The following is a 15,774-nucleotide window of genomic DNA, read 5'->3' on the forward strand; positions in this document are numbered from 1 at the left end:
CGGTGATACGGCCGGTGGCCCGGTCGGCGTTCACCGTTCACGCCTCCCCCGGCTTCGGCGGCACGCACCGCCAGGCGTTCACCGTTCACGCACCCTTCGGCTTCGGCGGCACGCACCGCCGGGCGAGCGCCGCGGCGGTCAGATAGGCGAGGGCCCCGACGGCCACGCTCACCCGCAGCCCGGCGGCGTAGTCGGCGGCCGTGGCGAGGAAGGTGCCGCCGAGGGCGACGCCGGTGGCGCTGCCGATCTGGCGGGCGGTGTTGAACAGGGCGGCGGCGCTGCCCGCGTATCCGGCGGGTGCCGCCCCCATCACGGTGGAGGTCGAGCCGGTGAGGGCGAAGGAGGTGCCGAACCCCACGGCCATCATCGGAGCCACCAGCAGCGGATAGCCGGGGTCGGCTCCGGCAGCGGCCCAGCCGGCCAGTCCGAGGGCGGCCAGCAGCATGCCGGAGACCACCAGCGGGCGGTCCCCGGTGCGGCGGCTCAGCCGGCCGGACAGGACGGAGGCGAACATGGTCATCGCCACCGCGGGGAACAGCGCCGCCCCGGCGCCCAGGGCGCTGTAGCCGCGCTGGTGCTGGAAGTCGAGGCTGGCGGTGAACACCATGCCGTAGAAGCCGAAGTTGAACAGCAGCCCGATGACGGCCCCGCCGCTCATCGCGCGCGAGCGCAGCAGGCCCGGCGGGAGGACGGGAGAGCGGGCCAGCCGCTCCCGCACCGCGAACGCCGCGGCGGCCGCCACGGCCAGGCCCAGCGCGCCGAGGACCGCCGGATCGGTCCAGCCGCGCCGCCCGGCCTCGTTGAGCGCGGCGGTGAGCAGGGCCACCGCGGCGACGACCGCGCACTGCGCCGGCCAGTCCACCGGCCGGCCGGCGCGCCGGGGCGAACGGCCGAGGTGACGGAGGGTCAGCAGCAGGCAGACGACACCGACGGGCAGGTTGATGAAGAACACCCAGCGCCAGCCCACCGTGGAGACGAGCAGCCCGCCCAGCAGCGGTCCGGCGGAGGTTCGACACCGGCCCCACGATAAGCCGCATGCGGCCGGTATTTCCGCACATCACCCCGATTCCGGCGCGGATTCCGGAATCACCAGTCAACCCCCTTGGCGGGGCAAGGCGGCATTGTCATGGGAAAGGCGACACCCGGCCTTTTCCTGATGGAATCCCCCGGCCTCACCATCACGACCGAAGGGGTGACGGCGACAGCTTTCCACCGAATTCGGGCGGGAGTTCAGCGACCGGCCACCCGGCGGCCATGTCGTGACAACTCTGTGTTCCGGAGCACGTTCCGGTGCAGGTCGGGTCGGCGGAGAAGTGATCTACGCCATGGGTGTCCGGCGACCCTCCCGGCCTTCCTGACCACCGGGTCAGGTGCGGAACGAAACCCCCGTCTTCTCATCGTCCCAGTTCAGAAGGGGATCTTGTCGTGCACAGGCCTAATCACAGATGAAACGCCCAGGTCAAGTGGCAGTGGGCCGAACGGCCGGACGAGGTTGGCGATCCAGACACACGACTGTTCGAGGCTGGTTAGACTCGCCCGCCATGGGAAAAAGGGGCCGGAACCGCAGCGAGCGGCAAGGAGACAGCAGCAGCCAGCAGGCGCAGGTGTTCGTCGGTGCCTCGGGACTCCGCAGACGGCTCCTGTGGCTGACCGCCGTCGCGGTCGGCTGCGCCTGCGCCGGATATCTCCTGCTGATGATCGCCACGCTCTTCGGCGTGCTGCAGCCGGATCCGCAGTCGCCCAGGACGTTCAAGCCCCCGGCTCCCGCCTCCACGGTGCGTGGCGCCGCACCACAGGCTGACGTGGTGTCGTACCGGACCACCCCCACCAAGGTCCCGGCAGCACGCAAACCCCCGCCACGGCAGCCCTAGCTGCCCTGGCCCGTCCCCCCACCGGCCCAGGGAGGCACAGTCCCTTGAGTCCCCGGCACGCGCAGCGTCGTGACCCACGCGCGCACTGGCTGCTGATGATCATCGTCATCTCCGCGGTCGCCACCGCTCTGATCTTCGAAGGCTGGACCACCCACGAAGTGGCGGCCGTCCAGACGCGGAAGCCCTGCACCACTCCCGTACCGAAAGCCGCGGACACCGGCGATCCGGTGCTCAGCATCATGGGCGACCGGATCCAGACCACGGCGATGCCCGCCGGCACCGTCGCGCTCACCTACGACGGCGGCCCCGATCCGGTGTGGACCCCACGCCTGCTCGCGCTGCTGCGGGCCCACAAGGCGCACGCCACCTTCTTCCTCTCCGGCGCCGAGGCGGCCCGGGAACCGGCGCTGGTGCGGCGGATCCTGGCGGAGGGTCACGAGATCGGCTCCAACACCTACACGGGCTCCGACCTCGGCCAGGCGGGCGCCGCCCGCACCCGGCTGGAGCTGTCGCTCACCCAGACGGCGCTGGCGGGCTCCGCGGGGATCGACACCAAGATGGTGCGGCTGCCGCTCACCTCGCAGGTGGAGACCATGTGCGGCGGCGAGTGGACGGCCGCGCGGCGGGCCGCCGCCGAGGGGTACGTCCTGGTCGCGGCCGACGGGCCGCTCAGGAAGCCGCAGCAGGGCCTGGTCCGGCAGTTCAGCCAGAACGACACCGCGTACTCGCAGACGAAGAAGCTCCTCCGCGACCCCCGCGCGAAGAAGTTCACCACGGTGTCGGCGGGGCTCGGCTCCCCCACCGCCAACGAGCCGGTGACCACCATGAGCCGCTGGGAGGGCAAGGCCCTGCTCCTGGTGCAGACCGTGGGGCACGCCTTCGTCCGGGCCATGAGCTGGATCCTCCTCATCGGCGGCTCGCTGGCCCTGCTGCGGCTGGGCCTGCTGCTGCTCCTCGCCCGCGCCCACGTCCGGCGGATCGGCCGGGCCCGCCCCGGGGCGCCCTGGCTGCGGGAGGTCAACGAGCCGGTGACGGTCCTGGTGCCCGCCTACAACGAGGAGGCGGGGATCGAGGCGACGGTACTGTCCCTGCTGGACTCCACCCACCAGCAGCTGCAGATCCTCGTGATCGACGACGGCTCCTCGGACCGGACCGCGGAAATCGCCCGCAGCATTCCCGACAACCGGGTGATGGTGATCCGCCAGCCCAACGCGGGCAAGGCCGCGGCGCTCAACACCGGTCTGGCCCACACCCGGCACAACATCGTGGTCATGGTGGACGCCGACACGGTCTTCGAGCCGGACGCCATCCACCGGCTCATCCAGCCGCTCGCCCACGCGGCCGTCGGCGCGGTCAGCGGCAACACCCGGGTCGGCAACCGGAGCCGGCTGCTCGGCAAGTGGCAGCACCTGGAGTACTGCTTCGGCTTCAACCTCGACCGCCGGATGTTCGAGATGCTGGAGTGCATGCCGACGGTCCCGGGGGCCATCGGCGCCTTCCGCCGGGACGCGCTGATGGGCGTCGGCGGGGTCAGCGAGGACACCCTGGCCGAGGACACCGACCTGACGATGGCGCTGTGGCGCGCGGGCTGGCGGGTGGTCTACGAGGAGTCGGCCATCGCCTGGACCGAGGTGCCCAGCAAGCTCGGCCAGCTGTGGCGGCAGCGGTACCGCTGGTGCTACGGCACCCTGCAGGCGATGTGGAAGCACCGCCGGGCCGTGGTCGAGCTGGGCCCGCCGGGGCGCTTCGGCCGCCGCGGACTGGTCTATCTCGCGTTCTTCCAGATCCTGCTGCCGCTGTTCGCGCCGATCGTGGACGTCTTCGCGCTGTACGGCGGGCTGTTCCTGAACTCGGCCCAGTCGATCCTCATCTGGGTCGGCTTCCTCAGCGTCCAGATGCTCGGGGCCGGCTATGCGCTGAAGCTGGACGGCGAACGGCTGCGGACGCTCTGGGTGATGCCGCTGCAGCTGTTCGTCTACCGGCAGCTGATGTACCTGGTGACGATCCAGTCCGTGGTCACCGCGCTGCTCGGCAGCCGGCTGAAGTGGCATCGGATGCAGCGTTCCGGAACAGCGGGCCAGCAGGTGCTCAGCGAACCCGCGCGCAAGCCGGTGCAGTTGAAATGAACGAGTGGTTCCGTTTCGCCGGGACCGCATCCGCAACGACCGTCCGCCCGGGCCGGGGGTTCCTCCCCCGGCCCGGGTTTTCGTACGCCCTCCACCGGGAACCACCCGGGCGGCCCACCCCGCCCGGGATACCGTCGACGGTGAAAAGTGCTTGTCCTGCGGGAATTCACCTTCTGCGCAGCGTCCGGGGATACTGGCGATTCGTCTTGTTCTGCCGGGCGGCACAATTCCCCTTCTTTCGGTCGGTTATCCGAACCGCTTGGCGAGGACGCCCGGTAACCGTGCAGACTTTCACGTCATGAACGACTGGCCGGACAACTGGACCGACGAGACCCGAAGCGGCGGTTTTACGGAGCCGGCGCATGTCACGGGGCAGCTGTGGCGACAGGACGGCTACGCGCCGGAATACGGCGCGGTGCCGGATTACGGCACGGGGCCCCACTACGGCGCGGCGCCCGATTACGGCATGGGGCCCGATTACGGCGCGCCCGGTTACGCTCCGGCGCCCGACTACGGGTCCGTGCCCGACTACCGCACAGGGCCCGACTACACCACAGGGCCCGACTACGCCACAGGGCCCGATTACGGCACGGCGCCCGGCTACGGCGCCGCGCCGCACCCGGGGGCGCCCGGGGACCCGCTGCCGCCGGGGCAGGTGACGCCGGCGGCGGCGTACGGGAACCACCCCGTGCCGATGCCCGGGGACGACCTGCCGCACGCTCAGGGCGGCCCCCTGCCGCCGTCCCAGGGAGACCCCCTGCTGCCCGCCCCCCAGCAGGACCCTCTCGCGCCGCAGCAGGACCCGCTGCACGCCCAGGAGACGTCGACGCTGCCGACGGTGGGCGGAGCGCCCCTGCTGCCGACTCAGGACGAACTGCCGCGCGCGGCGGGCCGGCGCACCCCGCCGGCCCGGTTCGGCGGCGACCGGGGCGCCGGGGACGGGGACGGGCCGGAGGGGCGCCGTACCGCCGGGTCCGGCGCGAAGCGGCCCCGCCGCAGGAAGCGGACGCTGCTGATCCTGGCCGCGGCGCTGCTCGTGAGCCCGGGCGGCGCGTACGCCTGGGGCGAGGGGAAGCTCAACCACGACGTCGACCTGGACAAGTACGGCAGCCGGCCCGCGGCGGGCAAGGGCACCAACTACCTCATCGTGGGCTCCGACAGCCGGGACGGGCTCACCGCGCAGGCCAAGAAGGACCTGCACACCGGCACGGGTGAGGGCCGCCGCACCGACTCGATGATGGTGCTGCACACCAGCCCCAAGGGCAGGACCACGATGGTCAGCCTGCCGCGTGACTCCTGGGTGACCCTGCCGGGGTTCGTCCGGCCCGAGACCGGCAAGCACCTCCGCCCGGCGAAGAACAAGCTCAACGCCGCGTTCTCGCTGGGCGGCCCCGAACTGCTGGTCCGGACCATCGAGAACAACACCGGGCTGCGGATCGACCACTACGCGGAAATCGGGTTCGCGGGCTTCGTGAACATCGTCGACGCGGTCGGCGGCGTGGACGTCTGCCTCGACCGGGCCATCAAGGACGAGAAGTCCGGCGCGGACCTGAAGAAGGGCTGCCAGACCCTGCACGGCACCGAGGCGCTCGCCTTCGTGCGCCAGCGCCACCAGGAGGCCGAGGGCGACCTGGGCCGGGCCAAGAACCAGCAGAAGTTCCTGGCCGCGCTGGCCAAGAAGGCCGGCAACACGGACACCATGCTCGACCCGCCCAAGCTCTACGGCGCGATGGACGCCGGGCTCGGCACGCTCATCGTGGACAAGGACACCCGGCTGTGGAACCTCACGGCCATCTTCAAGGGCCTGAAGAGCGTCTCGGGCGGCCAGGGCACGAAGATCAACGTCCCGGTCTCCAACACGAACCTGCGCACCTCCAAGGGCAGCGCCGTGGAGTGGGACGAGGCCAAGGCGAACCAGCTCTTCAGCGAACTGCGCAACGACCGGCGGGTGACGGTCACGGACAAGTGAGCGGGCGGGCGCACCTCCCGCCGCCGGCATCCGAGGCCGCCCGCTCCCTGTGGAGCGGGCGGCCCGGGCACCCCTCAAACCACCGCGATCCCGTCCAGTTCCACCATCGCCTGCTCGTCCCAGAGCCGGACCGCGCCGATCACCGCCATGGCCGGGTAGTCGCGGCCCGCCAGCCTGCGCCAGATCCTGCCGAGTTCGGGGGCGTGGGCGCGGTAGTCGGCGACGTCCGTGGCGTAGACCGTGACCCGGGCCAGGTGCTCCGGGCCGCCGCCCGCCGCGCGCAGGGCGGTGAGGAGGTTGGACAGCGCCGTCTCGAACTGGGCGGGGAGCGTGTCGCCGGCCACGGCGCCGCTCCCGTCCAGGGCGGTCTGCCCGGCCAGCAGGACCAGCCGCCCGCCGGTGGCCGTCACGGCGTGGCTGAAGCCCGTGGGGGGCGAGAGCTCCGGCGGGTTGATCCGCCGGAGGCCGGCCGGGGCGCCGACGCCATCCGTACTCTCCGCGCCGCCGATGCTCTTCGCGCCGTCGGCACGCTCCTCACCGGACGTCTCGTTCGCGGCCCGTTGCGACTCGCTCATCGGTACAACTCCTTCGCGACGATGGTGCGCTGGACCTCGGTGGCCCCCTCGTAGATCCGCGGTGCGCGGACCTCGCGGTAGAGGTGTTCCAGGAGGTGGCCCTGTTGCAGGGCGCGGGCGCCGTGGATCTGGACGGCGGCGTCCACGACGTACTGGGCGGTCTCGGTGGCCAGCAGCTTCGCCATGGCGGCCCGTTTGGCGATGTCCGGGGCGCCCCGGTCGTACGCCGCCGCGGCGGCGTGCACCAGCAGCCGGGCGGCCTCGGTGCGGGTGGCCATCTCGGCCAGCTGGTGGGAGACCGACTGGAGGTCCTTGAGGGGGCCGCCGAAAGCGGTGCGCCGGGCGGCGTGCGCCAGGGCGGCGTCGAGTGCCGCCTGCGCCATGCCCACCGCGAACGCGCCGACGCTCGGCCGGAAGAGGTTGAGCGTGCGCATGGCGACCCCGAAGCCCGCGCCGGGCTCGCCCAGCAGATCGTCCGCGGTGACGGGCACCCCGTCGAACACGACGGTGCCGATGGGGTGCGGGCTGAGCAGGGCGAGCGGTTCGCCGGACAACCCCGGCCGCCCGGCGGGAACGAGGAACGCCGTGATGCCGCGGGCGCCGCGGGCCTCCCCGGTGCGGGCGAACACCGCATAGAAGTCGGCGTGCGGGGCGTTGGAGATCCAGCACTTCTCCCCGCTGAGCCGCCAGCGCCCCGGCCCGTCGGCCTCGGCGCTCAGCGCCAGGGCGGCCGCGTCCGAGCCCGCGTCCGGCTCGCTGAGCGCGAACGCGGGCACCGCCCGGCCCGCCACCACCTCCGGAAGCCACTCCGCCCGCTGCGCCGGGGTGCCGGACTGGACCACGGGGTAGGCGCCGAGGCCCTGGAGCGCGAGCGCGGTCTCCGCCTCGGTGCACTCCCGGGCCAGGGACTCCCGGAGCAGACAGAGGTCGAGGGCGGACACCCCGGCCTCCCCCGCCGCCGGGAAGACCCGGCCGAGCAGCCCCGCGTCACCGAGGGCGGTGACCAACGGCCGGTTGATCAGGCCCGGTTCGCCCTCGGCCGCCAGGGCGTGCAATCGCCCGGCGGCGAGCTCCCGTACCTGGTCGCACCACTTCTCCTGCTCCGGTTCCAGCGCGAATGCGGGCACGGACAGCCCCTCTCTTATCGCGGACCGTTGACTGTCGTCACTATCACGTTACGCTCGTTCAGCAACCGCACGGCCGGAACCACCCCGATTCCCGGACCGGCGCAAGGGGGCGCACCGCCATGGAGCTCAAGCCATCGGCCCACGTGGACACGTTCACCCGCGACCACCTGCCGCCGCCCGACCAGTGGCCGGAGCTGTCGTTCGGCCTGCCCGGGCTGTGCTACCCCGACCGGCTCAACTGCGGTACGGAGCTGCTGGACCGCACCGTCGAGCGGTTCGGTCCGGACCGCCCCGCCTTCGTCGACGGCACGGGCGAGGTCTGGTCCTACGGCGCGTTGCAGGAGCGCACCGACCGGATCGCGCACGTCCTGACGGCCGAACTGGGCGTGGTGCCCGGGAACCGGGTGCTGCTGCGCGGCCCCACCACCCCCTGGCTGGCGGCCTGCTGGCTCGCGGTGATGAAGGCGGGAGCCGTGGCCGTGACCGTGCTCGCCGCGCAGCGCCCCCTGGAGCTGGCGGGCATCTGCGCGACGGCGCGGATCCGGCACGCCCTGTGCGACATCCGCTCCGTGGACGACCTCGCGAAGGCCGAGGTGCCGGACCTGCGGATCACCACCTACGGCGGCGACGGCCCCGATGACCTGGGGACCCGCGCCGCCGCCGCGCCCACCGGCTACCGGGCTGTCGCGACCTCCGCGGACGACGTGGCCCTGATCGCGTTCACCTCCGGCACCACCGGCCGCCCCAAGGGGTGCCTGCACTTCCACCGCGATGTGCTGGCCATCGCCGACACCTTCTCGGAGCACGTGCTGCGCCCGCGGCCCGACGACCTGTTCGCGGGCAGCCCGCCGCTCGCCTTCACCTTCGGCCTCGGCGGGCTGGTCGTCTTTCCGCTGCGCGCAGGCGCCTGCGCCCTGCTGCTGGAACAGGCCGGGCCGCGGCAGTTGCTGCCCGCGATCGGACGGCACCGGGTGTCCGTGCTGTTCACCGCGCCGACCGCGTACCGGGTGATGCTGGAGGAACTCGACGCACGGCCGGGGCTCGACGTGAGCTCGCTGCGCCGCTGCGTCTCGGCCGGGGAGAACCTGCCCGGAGCCATCTGGAACGCCTGGCGGCGCCGGACCGGGCTGCGCATCATCAACGGCATCGGGGCCACCGAACTGCTGCACATCTTCATCTCCGCCGCCGACGAGGCGATCCGGCCCGGCACCACCGGGATTCCGGTTCCGGGCTTCGAGGCGCGCGTGATCGGGCCGGACGGGTGGCCGGTACCGGACGGCGAACCGGGGCTGCTGGCCGTGCGCGGGCCCACCGGCTGCCGCTATCTCGCGGACGAGCGGCAGCGCAGTTACGTCCGCGGCGGCTGGAACATCACCGGTGACACCTATGTCCGGGAGCCCGACGGCTGGTTCCGCTACGTGGCCCGCGCCGACGACATGATCATTTCGGCCGGCTACAACATAGCGGGCCCCGAGGTCGAGGACGCCCTGCTGCGCCACCCCGACGTCCTGGAGGCCGCGGTGGTGGGGCGCCCCGACGAGCGCCGGGGGCAGGTGGTGGTGGCGTACACCGTGCTGCGGGACGGGGCGCGCCGGGACGCGGCCGCGAGCGAGGCCCTGCGGCAGTTCGTGAAGTCCGAGATAGCGCCCTACAAATGCCCCCGGGAGATCGTCTTCCTGGACGCGCTGCCCCGGACGCCCACCGGGAAGCTGCAACGGTTCCGGCTCCGCGGCCCGGGCGGGACCGAAGCGCCGCCCGGCGAACCGGCCGGGAGCGGGGACGGCGGGGCGGACGGCACTCCGAGCGGACGCGGGGACGAACAGGCTGCGGACGCTTCGGGCGGGCGCGGGGACGCAGAGGCAGCGGACTCTCCGCGCGGGCAGGGAGACGGGGACAGGGGCGCGGACGCTCCGGACGGGAGCGCCGACGGCAGCAGGGGCGCGGACGGCAGCACCCCCGGGACGGCGGCGGCGATCTAGAGTGACCCCGTGGCAGAGCAGCACACACCGCGGTCCCTGATCGTCACCTTCTACGGCGCGCACGGGCGCGGGAGCGGTCCCGGCGGCGGGCGCCCGGTGCCGATCGCGGCGCTGATCCGGCTGCTGGGCGCGGTGGACGTGGACCCGCCCTCGGTGCGCTCGGCGGTCTCCCGGCTGAAGCGCCGCGGGCTGCTGCGGCCGGCCCGGGCGGAGAGCGGCGCGGCCGGCTATGTGCTCTCCGACGACGCCCGGCAACTCCTCGACGACGGCGACCGGCGCATCTACGACCGGCCGCCCGCCCGCCTCGACGACGGCTGGGTGCTGGCCGTCTTCTCCGTGCCCGAGCAGGAGCGCCACAAGCGCCATCTGCTGCGCTCCCGGCTGGCGCGGCTGGGCTTCGGCACGGCCGCCCCCGGGGTGTGGATCGCCCCCGCGCACCTGCTGGAGGAGGCCCGGCACACGCTGGAGCGCCTGGAACTCGCCTCGTACGTCGACCTGTTCACCGGGGCGCACACGGGGTTCGAGCCGACCGCGCGCTCGGTGGCGCGGTGGTGGGACCTGGCCGCCACGGCGGAGCTCCACCGGGACTTCCTCCGGACCCACGAGCCGGTGCTGCGGCGCTGGTCCGGACCGGCCGCCGGCGACCCGGCCGAGGCCTACCGGGACCACCTCCTGGCGCTGGACTCCTGGCGGCGGGTGCCGTACGCCGACCCGGGCCTGCCGGCGGCACTGCTGCCGGCGGACTGGCCGGGCGGCCGGAGCGCCGAGGTGTTCGCGGCCCTCCACACCCGGCTGCGCGAGGCGGCGGCCGGCCATGTGCGCGAAGTGCTGGCGGCGGGCTGACCGGCGGGGCCCGCCGGACCCGACAGTGCTCGTGCGGGCCCGGGCCGGGGCGCGCGACGGTGCTCATGCGGGACCGGGTGCGTTCCCCCGTCATCCCGCCCCCCGTCAGCCGTCAGCCGGCCGTCGGGGCGTCCAGTGTCAGGCGTGGCTTCGGGGCGTCGGTCCGGCCGGTCGGGGGTGTGCGGCTGCCCGCGGCGTAGGGCAGCGGCCAGGGCGCTCCGGGGCCGCTGTAGCCCTGGTCCGCGGCGGCGTGCAGCGTCCAGTGCGGGTCGTAGAGGTGCGGCCGGGCCAGCGCGCACAGGTCGGCGCGGCCCGCGAGCACCAGGGAGTTGACGTCGTCCCAGGAGGAGATGGCGCCGACCGCTATGACCGGCACGCCGAGGGTGTTGCGGATCCGGTCGGCGTAGGGGGTCTGGTAGGAGCGGCCGTACTCCGGGCGCTCGTCGGGGACGACCTGGCCGGTGGAGACGTCGAGTGCGTCGGCGCCGTGCGCGTGGAAGGCGCGGGCGATCTCCACGGCATCCTCCGCGGTGGTGCCGCCCTCGGCCCAGTCGGTGGCGGAGATCCGCACGGTCATCGGGCGGTCGTCCGGCCACACCTCCCGTACCGCGTCGAAGACTTCCAGGGGATAGCGCAGCCGTCCCGCCAGGTCGCCCCCGTAACCGTCGGTGCGCCGGTTGGTGAGCGGCGACAGGAAGCCGGAGAGCAGATAGCCGTGGGCGCAGTGCAGTTCGAGGAGGTCGAAGCCGGCGCGGGCGGCGCGCCGGGCCGCGTCGGTGAACTGCTCGCGGATCCCGGCCAGTCCGGCGGCGTCGAGTTCCCGGGGCACCTGGTTCACGCCGTCCCGGTACGGCAGCGGGGAGGCCGCGACCAGGGGCCAGTTGCCGTGCGGCAGCGGCTGGTCGATGCCCTCCCACATCAGCCGGGTGGAGCCCTTGCGCCCCGCGTGGCCGAGCTGCACCCCGACCGCCGCGCCGGGTGACTGCCGGTGGACGAAGTCGGTGATGCGCTGCCACGCCGCCTCGTGCCCGGCGGTCCAGAGCCCGGCGCACCCGGGGGTGATCCGGCCCTCCGGGGCGACGCAGACCATCTCGGTCATCACCAGCCCGGCGCCGCCCAGGGCGCGGGAGCCCAGGTGCATCAGGTGGAAGTCGCCGGGGGTGCCGTCCTCGGTGGAGTACATGTCCATCGGGGACACCACGACCCGGTTGCGCAGGGTGAGTCCGCGCAGCCGGAACGGGGTGAACATCGGCGGGGTGGCGGACGCTCCGGCGTCGCCGGGCGCGGTGTCCGGCAGCACGTCGCGTTCGACCGCGGTGACGAACTCCGGGTCGCGCAGCCGCAGATTGTCATGGGTGATGCGGCGGCTGCGGGTGAGCAGGTTGAAGGCGAACTGCCGGGGCGGCTGGCCTAGTACGGTGTCCAGTTCCTCGAACCACTCCAGACTGGCGCGGGCCGCCCGCTGCGTGGACTCCACGACGGGGCGGCGCTCGGCCTCGTAGGCGGCGAGCGCGTCGGGCAGCGCGGGGTGCTCCCGGAGGCAGGCGGCGAGCGCGAGGGCGTCCTCGACGGCGAGCTTGGTGCCGGAGCCGATGGAGAAGTGCGCGGTGTGGGCGGCGTCGCCGAGCAGGACCGTACGGCCGTGGCTCCAGCGCTCGTTGGTGACGGTGGCGAAGGAGATCCAGGTGGAGCGGTTGCCGCGCAGTCCGCGGCCGCCGAGCGCGTCGGAGAAGATCTTCGCGCAGCGCTCGGCGGACTCCGCCTCCCCGCACCGGTCCAGACCCGCACGGCGCCAGACCTCCTCGCGCATCTCGATGATGACCGTGCTGGCACCGGGTGCGCCGGCCGCGGGCTCCGAGGGGGCGGGGGGTGCGTCCGGGGGCTGCGCATTCGGTGAGGGGTGGTGGCCAGGTGACGCAACGGGCGGCCGCAGCCCGGACTGCTTCGACGGGGGGCGGGCGTAGGGGTAGCCGTGGAGCTGCATCACCCCGTGCTCGGTCTCCGCGATCTCGAAGCGGAAGGCGTCGAAGGCGAAGTCGGCGGCGAGCCAGATGTAGCGGCAGCGGTGCCGGACGATCCGTGGCCGGAAGGCGTCGGCCAGGGCGTCCCGGGTGACGCTGTGCACGCCGTCCGCGGCGATCACCAGGTCGTGGTCGCGGACGAGTTCGGCGTGCGGCGGCGCCTCGGCGGAAAAGCGGAGCCGGACGCCGAGCTCCCGGCAGCGCGTGTGCAGCACGGCGAGGAGGGTGCGGCGGCCGAGGGCCGCGAAGCCGTGACCGCCGGAGGTGAGGGTGCGGCCGCGGTGGACGACGTCGATGTCGTCCCAGCGGACGAATGCCTTCCGCAGCTCCTGGAAGACCTGGGGGTCGGCGTGTTCGATACCGCCGAGGGTCTCGTCGGAGAGGACGACGCCGAAGCCGAAGGTGTCGTCGGGGGCGTTGCGCTCCCAGACGGTGATCTCCCGGGCCGGGTCGAGGCGTTTCAGCAGTGCCGCCGCGTAGAGGCCGCCGGGCCCGCCGCCGATGACCGCGACCCGCAGCGGCCCGGCCGCGGCGCTCCGCCCCGGCACGGCTACCTGCCCTGCCACTTCGGCTGCCGCTTCTCGCTGAAGGCGGCGTGGAACTCGGCGTAGTCGGCACTGTTCATCAGCAGCGCCTGGGTGGCCGCGTCCATCTCCACGGCGGCGGCGAGCGGCATGTCGAGCTCGGCGGTGAGCAGCGCCTTGGTCTGGGCGTGGGCGAGGGCCGGCCCCTCGGCGAGCCGGCGGGCCAGCGCGGCGGCTTCCGCTCCCGCCCGGCCCTCCTCGGCGAGGGTGCTGATCAGGCCGATGCGCTCGGCCTCCGGGGCACGCACCGGTTCGCCGAGCATCAGCAGCCGGGTGGCGTGTCCGAGGCCGACGACGCGGGGCAGCAGATAGGCCGCGCCCATGTCCCCGCCGGAGAGCCCCACCTTGGTGAAGAGGAACGCGAAGCGGGCCGACGGGTCGGCGACCCGGAAGTCGGCCGCCAGCGCGAGGACCGCTCCCGCGCCCGCGGCGACGCCGTGCACCGCGGCGATCACCGGGAAGGGGCACTCGCGCAGCGCGCGGACGACCTGGCCGGTCATCCGGTTGAAGTCCAGCAGCTCGCCGGTGTCCATGGCGAGGGTGGCGCCGATGATCTCGTCGACGTCGCCGCCGGAGCAGAATCCGCGCCCCTCGCCGCCGAGCACCAGGGCCCGTACGGAGCCGTCGCGGGCGAGTTCCGCGATCAGGTCGCGCAGGTCGGCGTAGGCGCCGAAGGTCAGCGCGTTGAGCTTCTCGGGGCGGGCCAGGGTGACCGTGGCGACGCCGCCGTCCCGGGTGAGGCGGAGATGCCGCCACTCCTCGGTCGTCCGGGCGGAACCGGTGAACGGACTCATGGAGTACGGCCTCCTTCAGCCGGGCGGCTGGTACCTGCCCTGCGAAGCTATCACCGATGCGTGACTGTCGTCATGAGTACGACATAAGACAGCCGGTGGCGCCGGGCGGACCGGTCCCCGGCTCCGGAGCACCGGGGCCACCGCTGGGCGGAGCAGAGCGCCTGGGCGATGGCCGACCGCAGCCGCCGCGGGGGCGGAAGGCCCGTCCGATTCGGGACCTCGGTCCCATGGAGGGCGGTCCGGCGACCCCTGCCGGACCACGGGCGCCCGTTCCTACGGTGGAACGTCGCAGAGATCCCCATCCCCCCGACCGACCGGAATCCTTCGTGCCTGACGCCGACTCCCCGACCTTCTGGCAGTTCGAGCTGCCCCACACCGCCGCGGCCGTGCCGATGGCCCGATCCCTGGTCCGTGACGCCCTGGCGGAGCTGGACGAACCGGCCGACCGCGACACCGCGGAACTCCTCACGGCCGAACTGGTGACCAACGCCATCCAGCACACCCCCGGCGACCAGTCGGTCGTCCTGGTGGTGGAGCTGCTGACCGGGGGCTGCCGGATCGAGGTGCACGACCGCAACCCGGCCCCGCCCGGGGACCTGAAGAACCCGGAGTCGGATCCACACGCCCTGGAGGAGCGGGGGCGCGGCCTGGTGCTGATCCGCGCGCTCAGCTCGCGCGCGGGCTACCGCGCGACCCCGCGAGGGAAGGCGGTCTGGTTCACGCTGCACCCGCCGGGCGAGCCGCGCTGACCCACGGCGGCGGCGCCTCGCCGCCCCGGGCCTGCGCTCTCCCCCGCCCGCTACTCCGGCCCGGCGAGGGTGGCGACGAGGACGGCCTTGATGGTGTGCATCCGGTTCTCCGCCTCGTCGAAGACGACGGAGTGCTCCGATTCGAACACCTCGTCCGTGACCTCCAGCGAGGTCAGCCCGTGCCGCTCGTATATCTCCCGGCCGACCGCGGTGCCCAGGTCGTGGAAGGCCGGCAGGCAGTGCAGGAACTTCACGTCGGGCCGGCCGGTGGCCCGCAGCACGTCCATGGTCACGGCGTACGGGGTGAGCAGGGCGATCCGCTCGTCCCAGACCTCCTTGGGCTCCCCCATGGACACCCAGACGTCGGTGGTGACGAAGTCCGCGCCCCGCACGCCCTCGGCCACGTCCTCGGTGAGGGTCACCCGGGCGCCACTGTCCGCCGCCAGCGCACGGGCGCGGGCGATCACGTCGCCTGCGGGCCAGAGCGACTTCGGTGCGACGATCCGCACGTCCATGCCGAGCAGCGCGCCGGTGACGAGGTAGGAGTTGCCCATGTTGTAGCGGGCGTCGCCGAGGTAGGCGAAGGCGGTCTCCGCCAGGGGCCGGTCGCTGTGCTCGGTCATGGTGAGCACGTCGGCCAGCATCTGGGTGGGGTGCCACTCGTCCGTCAGACCGTTGAAGACCGGCACACCGGCCGCCGCGGCCAGCTCCTCGACGACCTCCTGGCCGTGCCCGCGGTACTCGATGCCGTCGAACATCCGGCCCAGCACCCGGGCGGTGTCCCGCACCGACTCCTTGTGCCCGATCTGCGATCCCGACGGGTCGAGATACGTGGTGGAGGCGCCCTGGTCGGCCGCCGCGACCTCGAAGGCGCAGCGGGTCCGGGTGGAGGTCTTCTCGAAGATCAGGGCGATGTTCCGGCCGCGCAGCCGCGGCTCCTCGGTCCCCGCCCGCTTGGCGGCCTTCAGCCGGGCCGCGAGCTCGACGAGGTGCCGGAACTCCTCGGCGGTGAAGTCCAGCTCCTTGAGGAAGTGGCGGCCCGAGAGGTCTGTCGCCATGGTGGGGCTCCTCGGTCACGGATCGGTCGGTGACGGATCAGGGGATCGAATACTGGAAGTATATACGACACCCCGCAT

General features: G+C 73.4%; 12 protein-coding genes. 6 read left to right on the plus strand and 6 right to left on the minus strand.

The genetic code is table 11. The features are described from left to right. Positions 1-85: 85 nt before the first annotated feature. Positions 86-1,048: an MFS transporter gene (locus ABT112_RS26155; protein ID WP_351513588.1), complete on the minus strand. Its 963-nt coding sequence runs from the start codon at positions 1,046-1,048 to the stop codon at positions 86-88. 493 nt (positions 1,049-1,541) lie between these two features. Between ABT112_RS26155 and ABT112_RS26160 the strand changes: the two genes are divergently transcribed. From ABT112_RS26160 to ABT112_RS26170, 3 genes are all read left to right on the plus strand, one after another. After that, positions 1,542-1,871, plus strand: coding sequence for a hypothetical protein (locus tag ABT112_RS26160; protein ID WP_351513549.1), 330 nt, complete (start codon positions 1,542-1,544; stop codon positions 1,869-1,871). Positions 1,872-1,966: 95 nt separating this feature from the next. Continuing rightward, a complete protein-coding gene (locus tag ABT112_RS26165) occupies positions 1,967-3,997 on the plus strand; it encodes a bifunctional polysaccharide deacetylase/glycosyltransferase family 2 protein (protein ID WP_351513590.1) in 2,031 nt (676 codons plus the stop codon). 298 nt (positions 3,998-4,295) lie between these two features. Beyond that, positions 4,296-5,966 (plus strand): LCP family protein, encoded by a 1,671-nt coding sequence (locus ABT112_RS26170; RefSeq protein WP_351513551.1) that lies wholly within the window; start codon positions 4,296-4,298, stop codon positions 5,964-5,966. 74 nt (positions 5,967-6,040) lie between these two features. Here the strand turns inward: ABT112_RS26170 and ABT112_RS26175 are convergent, their stop codons facing one another. Next, positions 6,041-6,475 (minus strand): RidA family protein, encoded by a 435-nt coding sequence (locus ABT112_RS26175; protein WP_351513592.1) that lies wholly within the window; start codon positions 6,473-6,475, stop codon positions 6,041-6,043. A gap of 62 nt (positions 6,476-6,537) precedes the next feature. Further along, positions 6,538-7,668, minus strand: coding sequence for an acyl-CoA dehydrogenase family protein (locus tag ABT112_RS26180; protein ID WP_351513553.1), 1,131 nt, complete (start codon positions 7,666-7,668; stop codon positions 6,538-6,540). 119 nt (positions 7,669-7,787) lie between these two features. Between ABT112_RS26180 and ABT112_RS26185 the strand changes: the two genes are divergently transcribed. After that, entirely contained in the window at positions 7,788-9,647 is a 1,860-nt protein-coding gene (locus ABT112_RS26185) for an AMP-binding protein (RefSeq protein ID WP_351513555.1), read from the plus strand. Positions 9,648-9,656: 9 nt separating this feature from the next. Continuing rightward, complete coding sequence (locus tag ABT112_RS26190; protein WP_351513557.1) at positions 9,657-10,490, plus strand: PaaX family transcriptional regulator; 834 nt, start codon at positions 9,657-9,659, stop codon at positions 10,488-10,490. 112 nt (positions 10,491-10,602) lie between these two features. Here ABT112_RS26190 and ABT112_RS26195 read toward each other — a convergent pair whose 3' ends face one another. Further along, positions 10,603-13,029, minus strand: a complete 2,427-nt coding sequence (locus ABT112_RS26195) for an oxidoreductase (RefSeq protein ID WP_502975448.1) — start codon at positions 13,027-13,029, stop codon at positions 10,603-10,605. 32 nt (positions 13,030-13,061) lie between these two features. Further along, entirely contained in the window at positions 13,062-13,889 is an 828-nt protein-coding gene (locus ABT112_RS26200) for an enoyl-CoA hydratase family protein (RefSeq protein WP_351513560.1), read from the minus strand. Between the two features lie 326 nt (positions 13,890-14,215). On the opposite strand from ABT112_RS26200, the gene ABT112_RS26205 reads away from it, so the two are divergent. Then, entirely contained in the window at positions 14,216-14,638 is a 423-nt protein-coding gene (locus ABT112_RS26205) for an ATP-binding protein (RefSeq protein ID WP_351513562.1), read from the plus strand. A 50-nt stretch (positions 14,639-14,688) separates the two neighbouring features. Here the strand turns inward: ABT112_RS26205 and argF are convergent, their stop codons facing one another. Beyond that, entirely contained in the window at positions 14,689-15,696 is a 1,008-nt protein-coding gene (argF, locus tag ABT112_RS26210; RefSeq protein ID WP_351513564.1) for an ornithine carbamoyltransferase, read from the minus strand. Positions 15,697-15,774: the final 78 nt, after the last annotated feature.

This window comes from Streptomyces sp. NPDC002055 (genome assembly GCF_040296705.1).
Classification (GTDB): Bacteria; Actinomycetota; Actinomycetes; order Streptomycetales; family Streptomycetaceae; genus Streptomyces.

Coding starts and splice junctions, on each gene's coding strand:
- ABT112_RS26160 (WP_351513549.1), top strand. CDS start 1,542: ATGGGAAAAAGGGGCCGGAACCGCAGCGAGCGGCAAGGAGACAGCAGC.
- ABT112_RS26165 (WP_351513590.1), top strand. CDS start 1,967: ATGATCATCGTCATCTCCGCGGTCGCCACCGCTCTGATCTTCGAAGGC.
- ABT112_RS26170 (WP_351513551.1), top strand. CDS start 4,296: ATGAACGACTGGCCGGACAACTGGACCGACGAGACCCGAAGCGGCGGT.
- ABT112_RS26185 (WP_351513555.1), top strand. CDS start 7,788: ATGGAGCTCAAGCCATCGGCCCACGTGGACACGTTCACCCGCGACCAC.
- ABT112_RS26200 (WP_351513560.1), bottom strand. CDS start 13,889: ATGAGTCCGTTCACCGGTTCCGCCCGGACGACCGAGGAGTGGCGGCAT.
- argF (WP_351513564.1), bottom strand. CDS start 15,696: ATGGCGACAGACCTCTCGGGCCGCCACTTCCTCAAGGAGCTGGACTTC.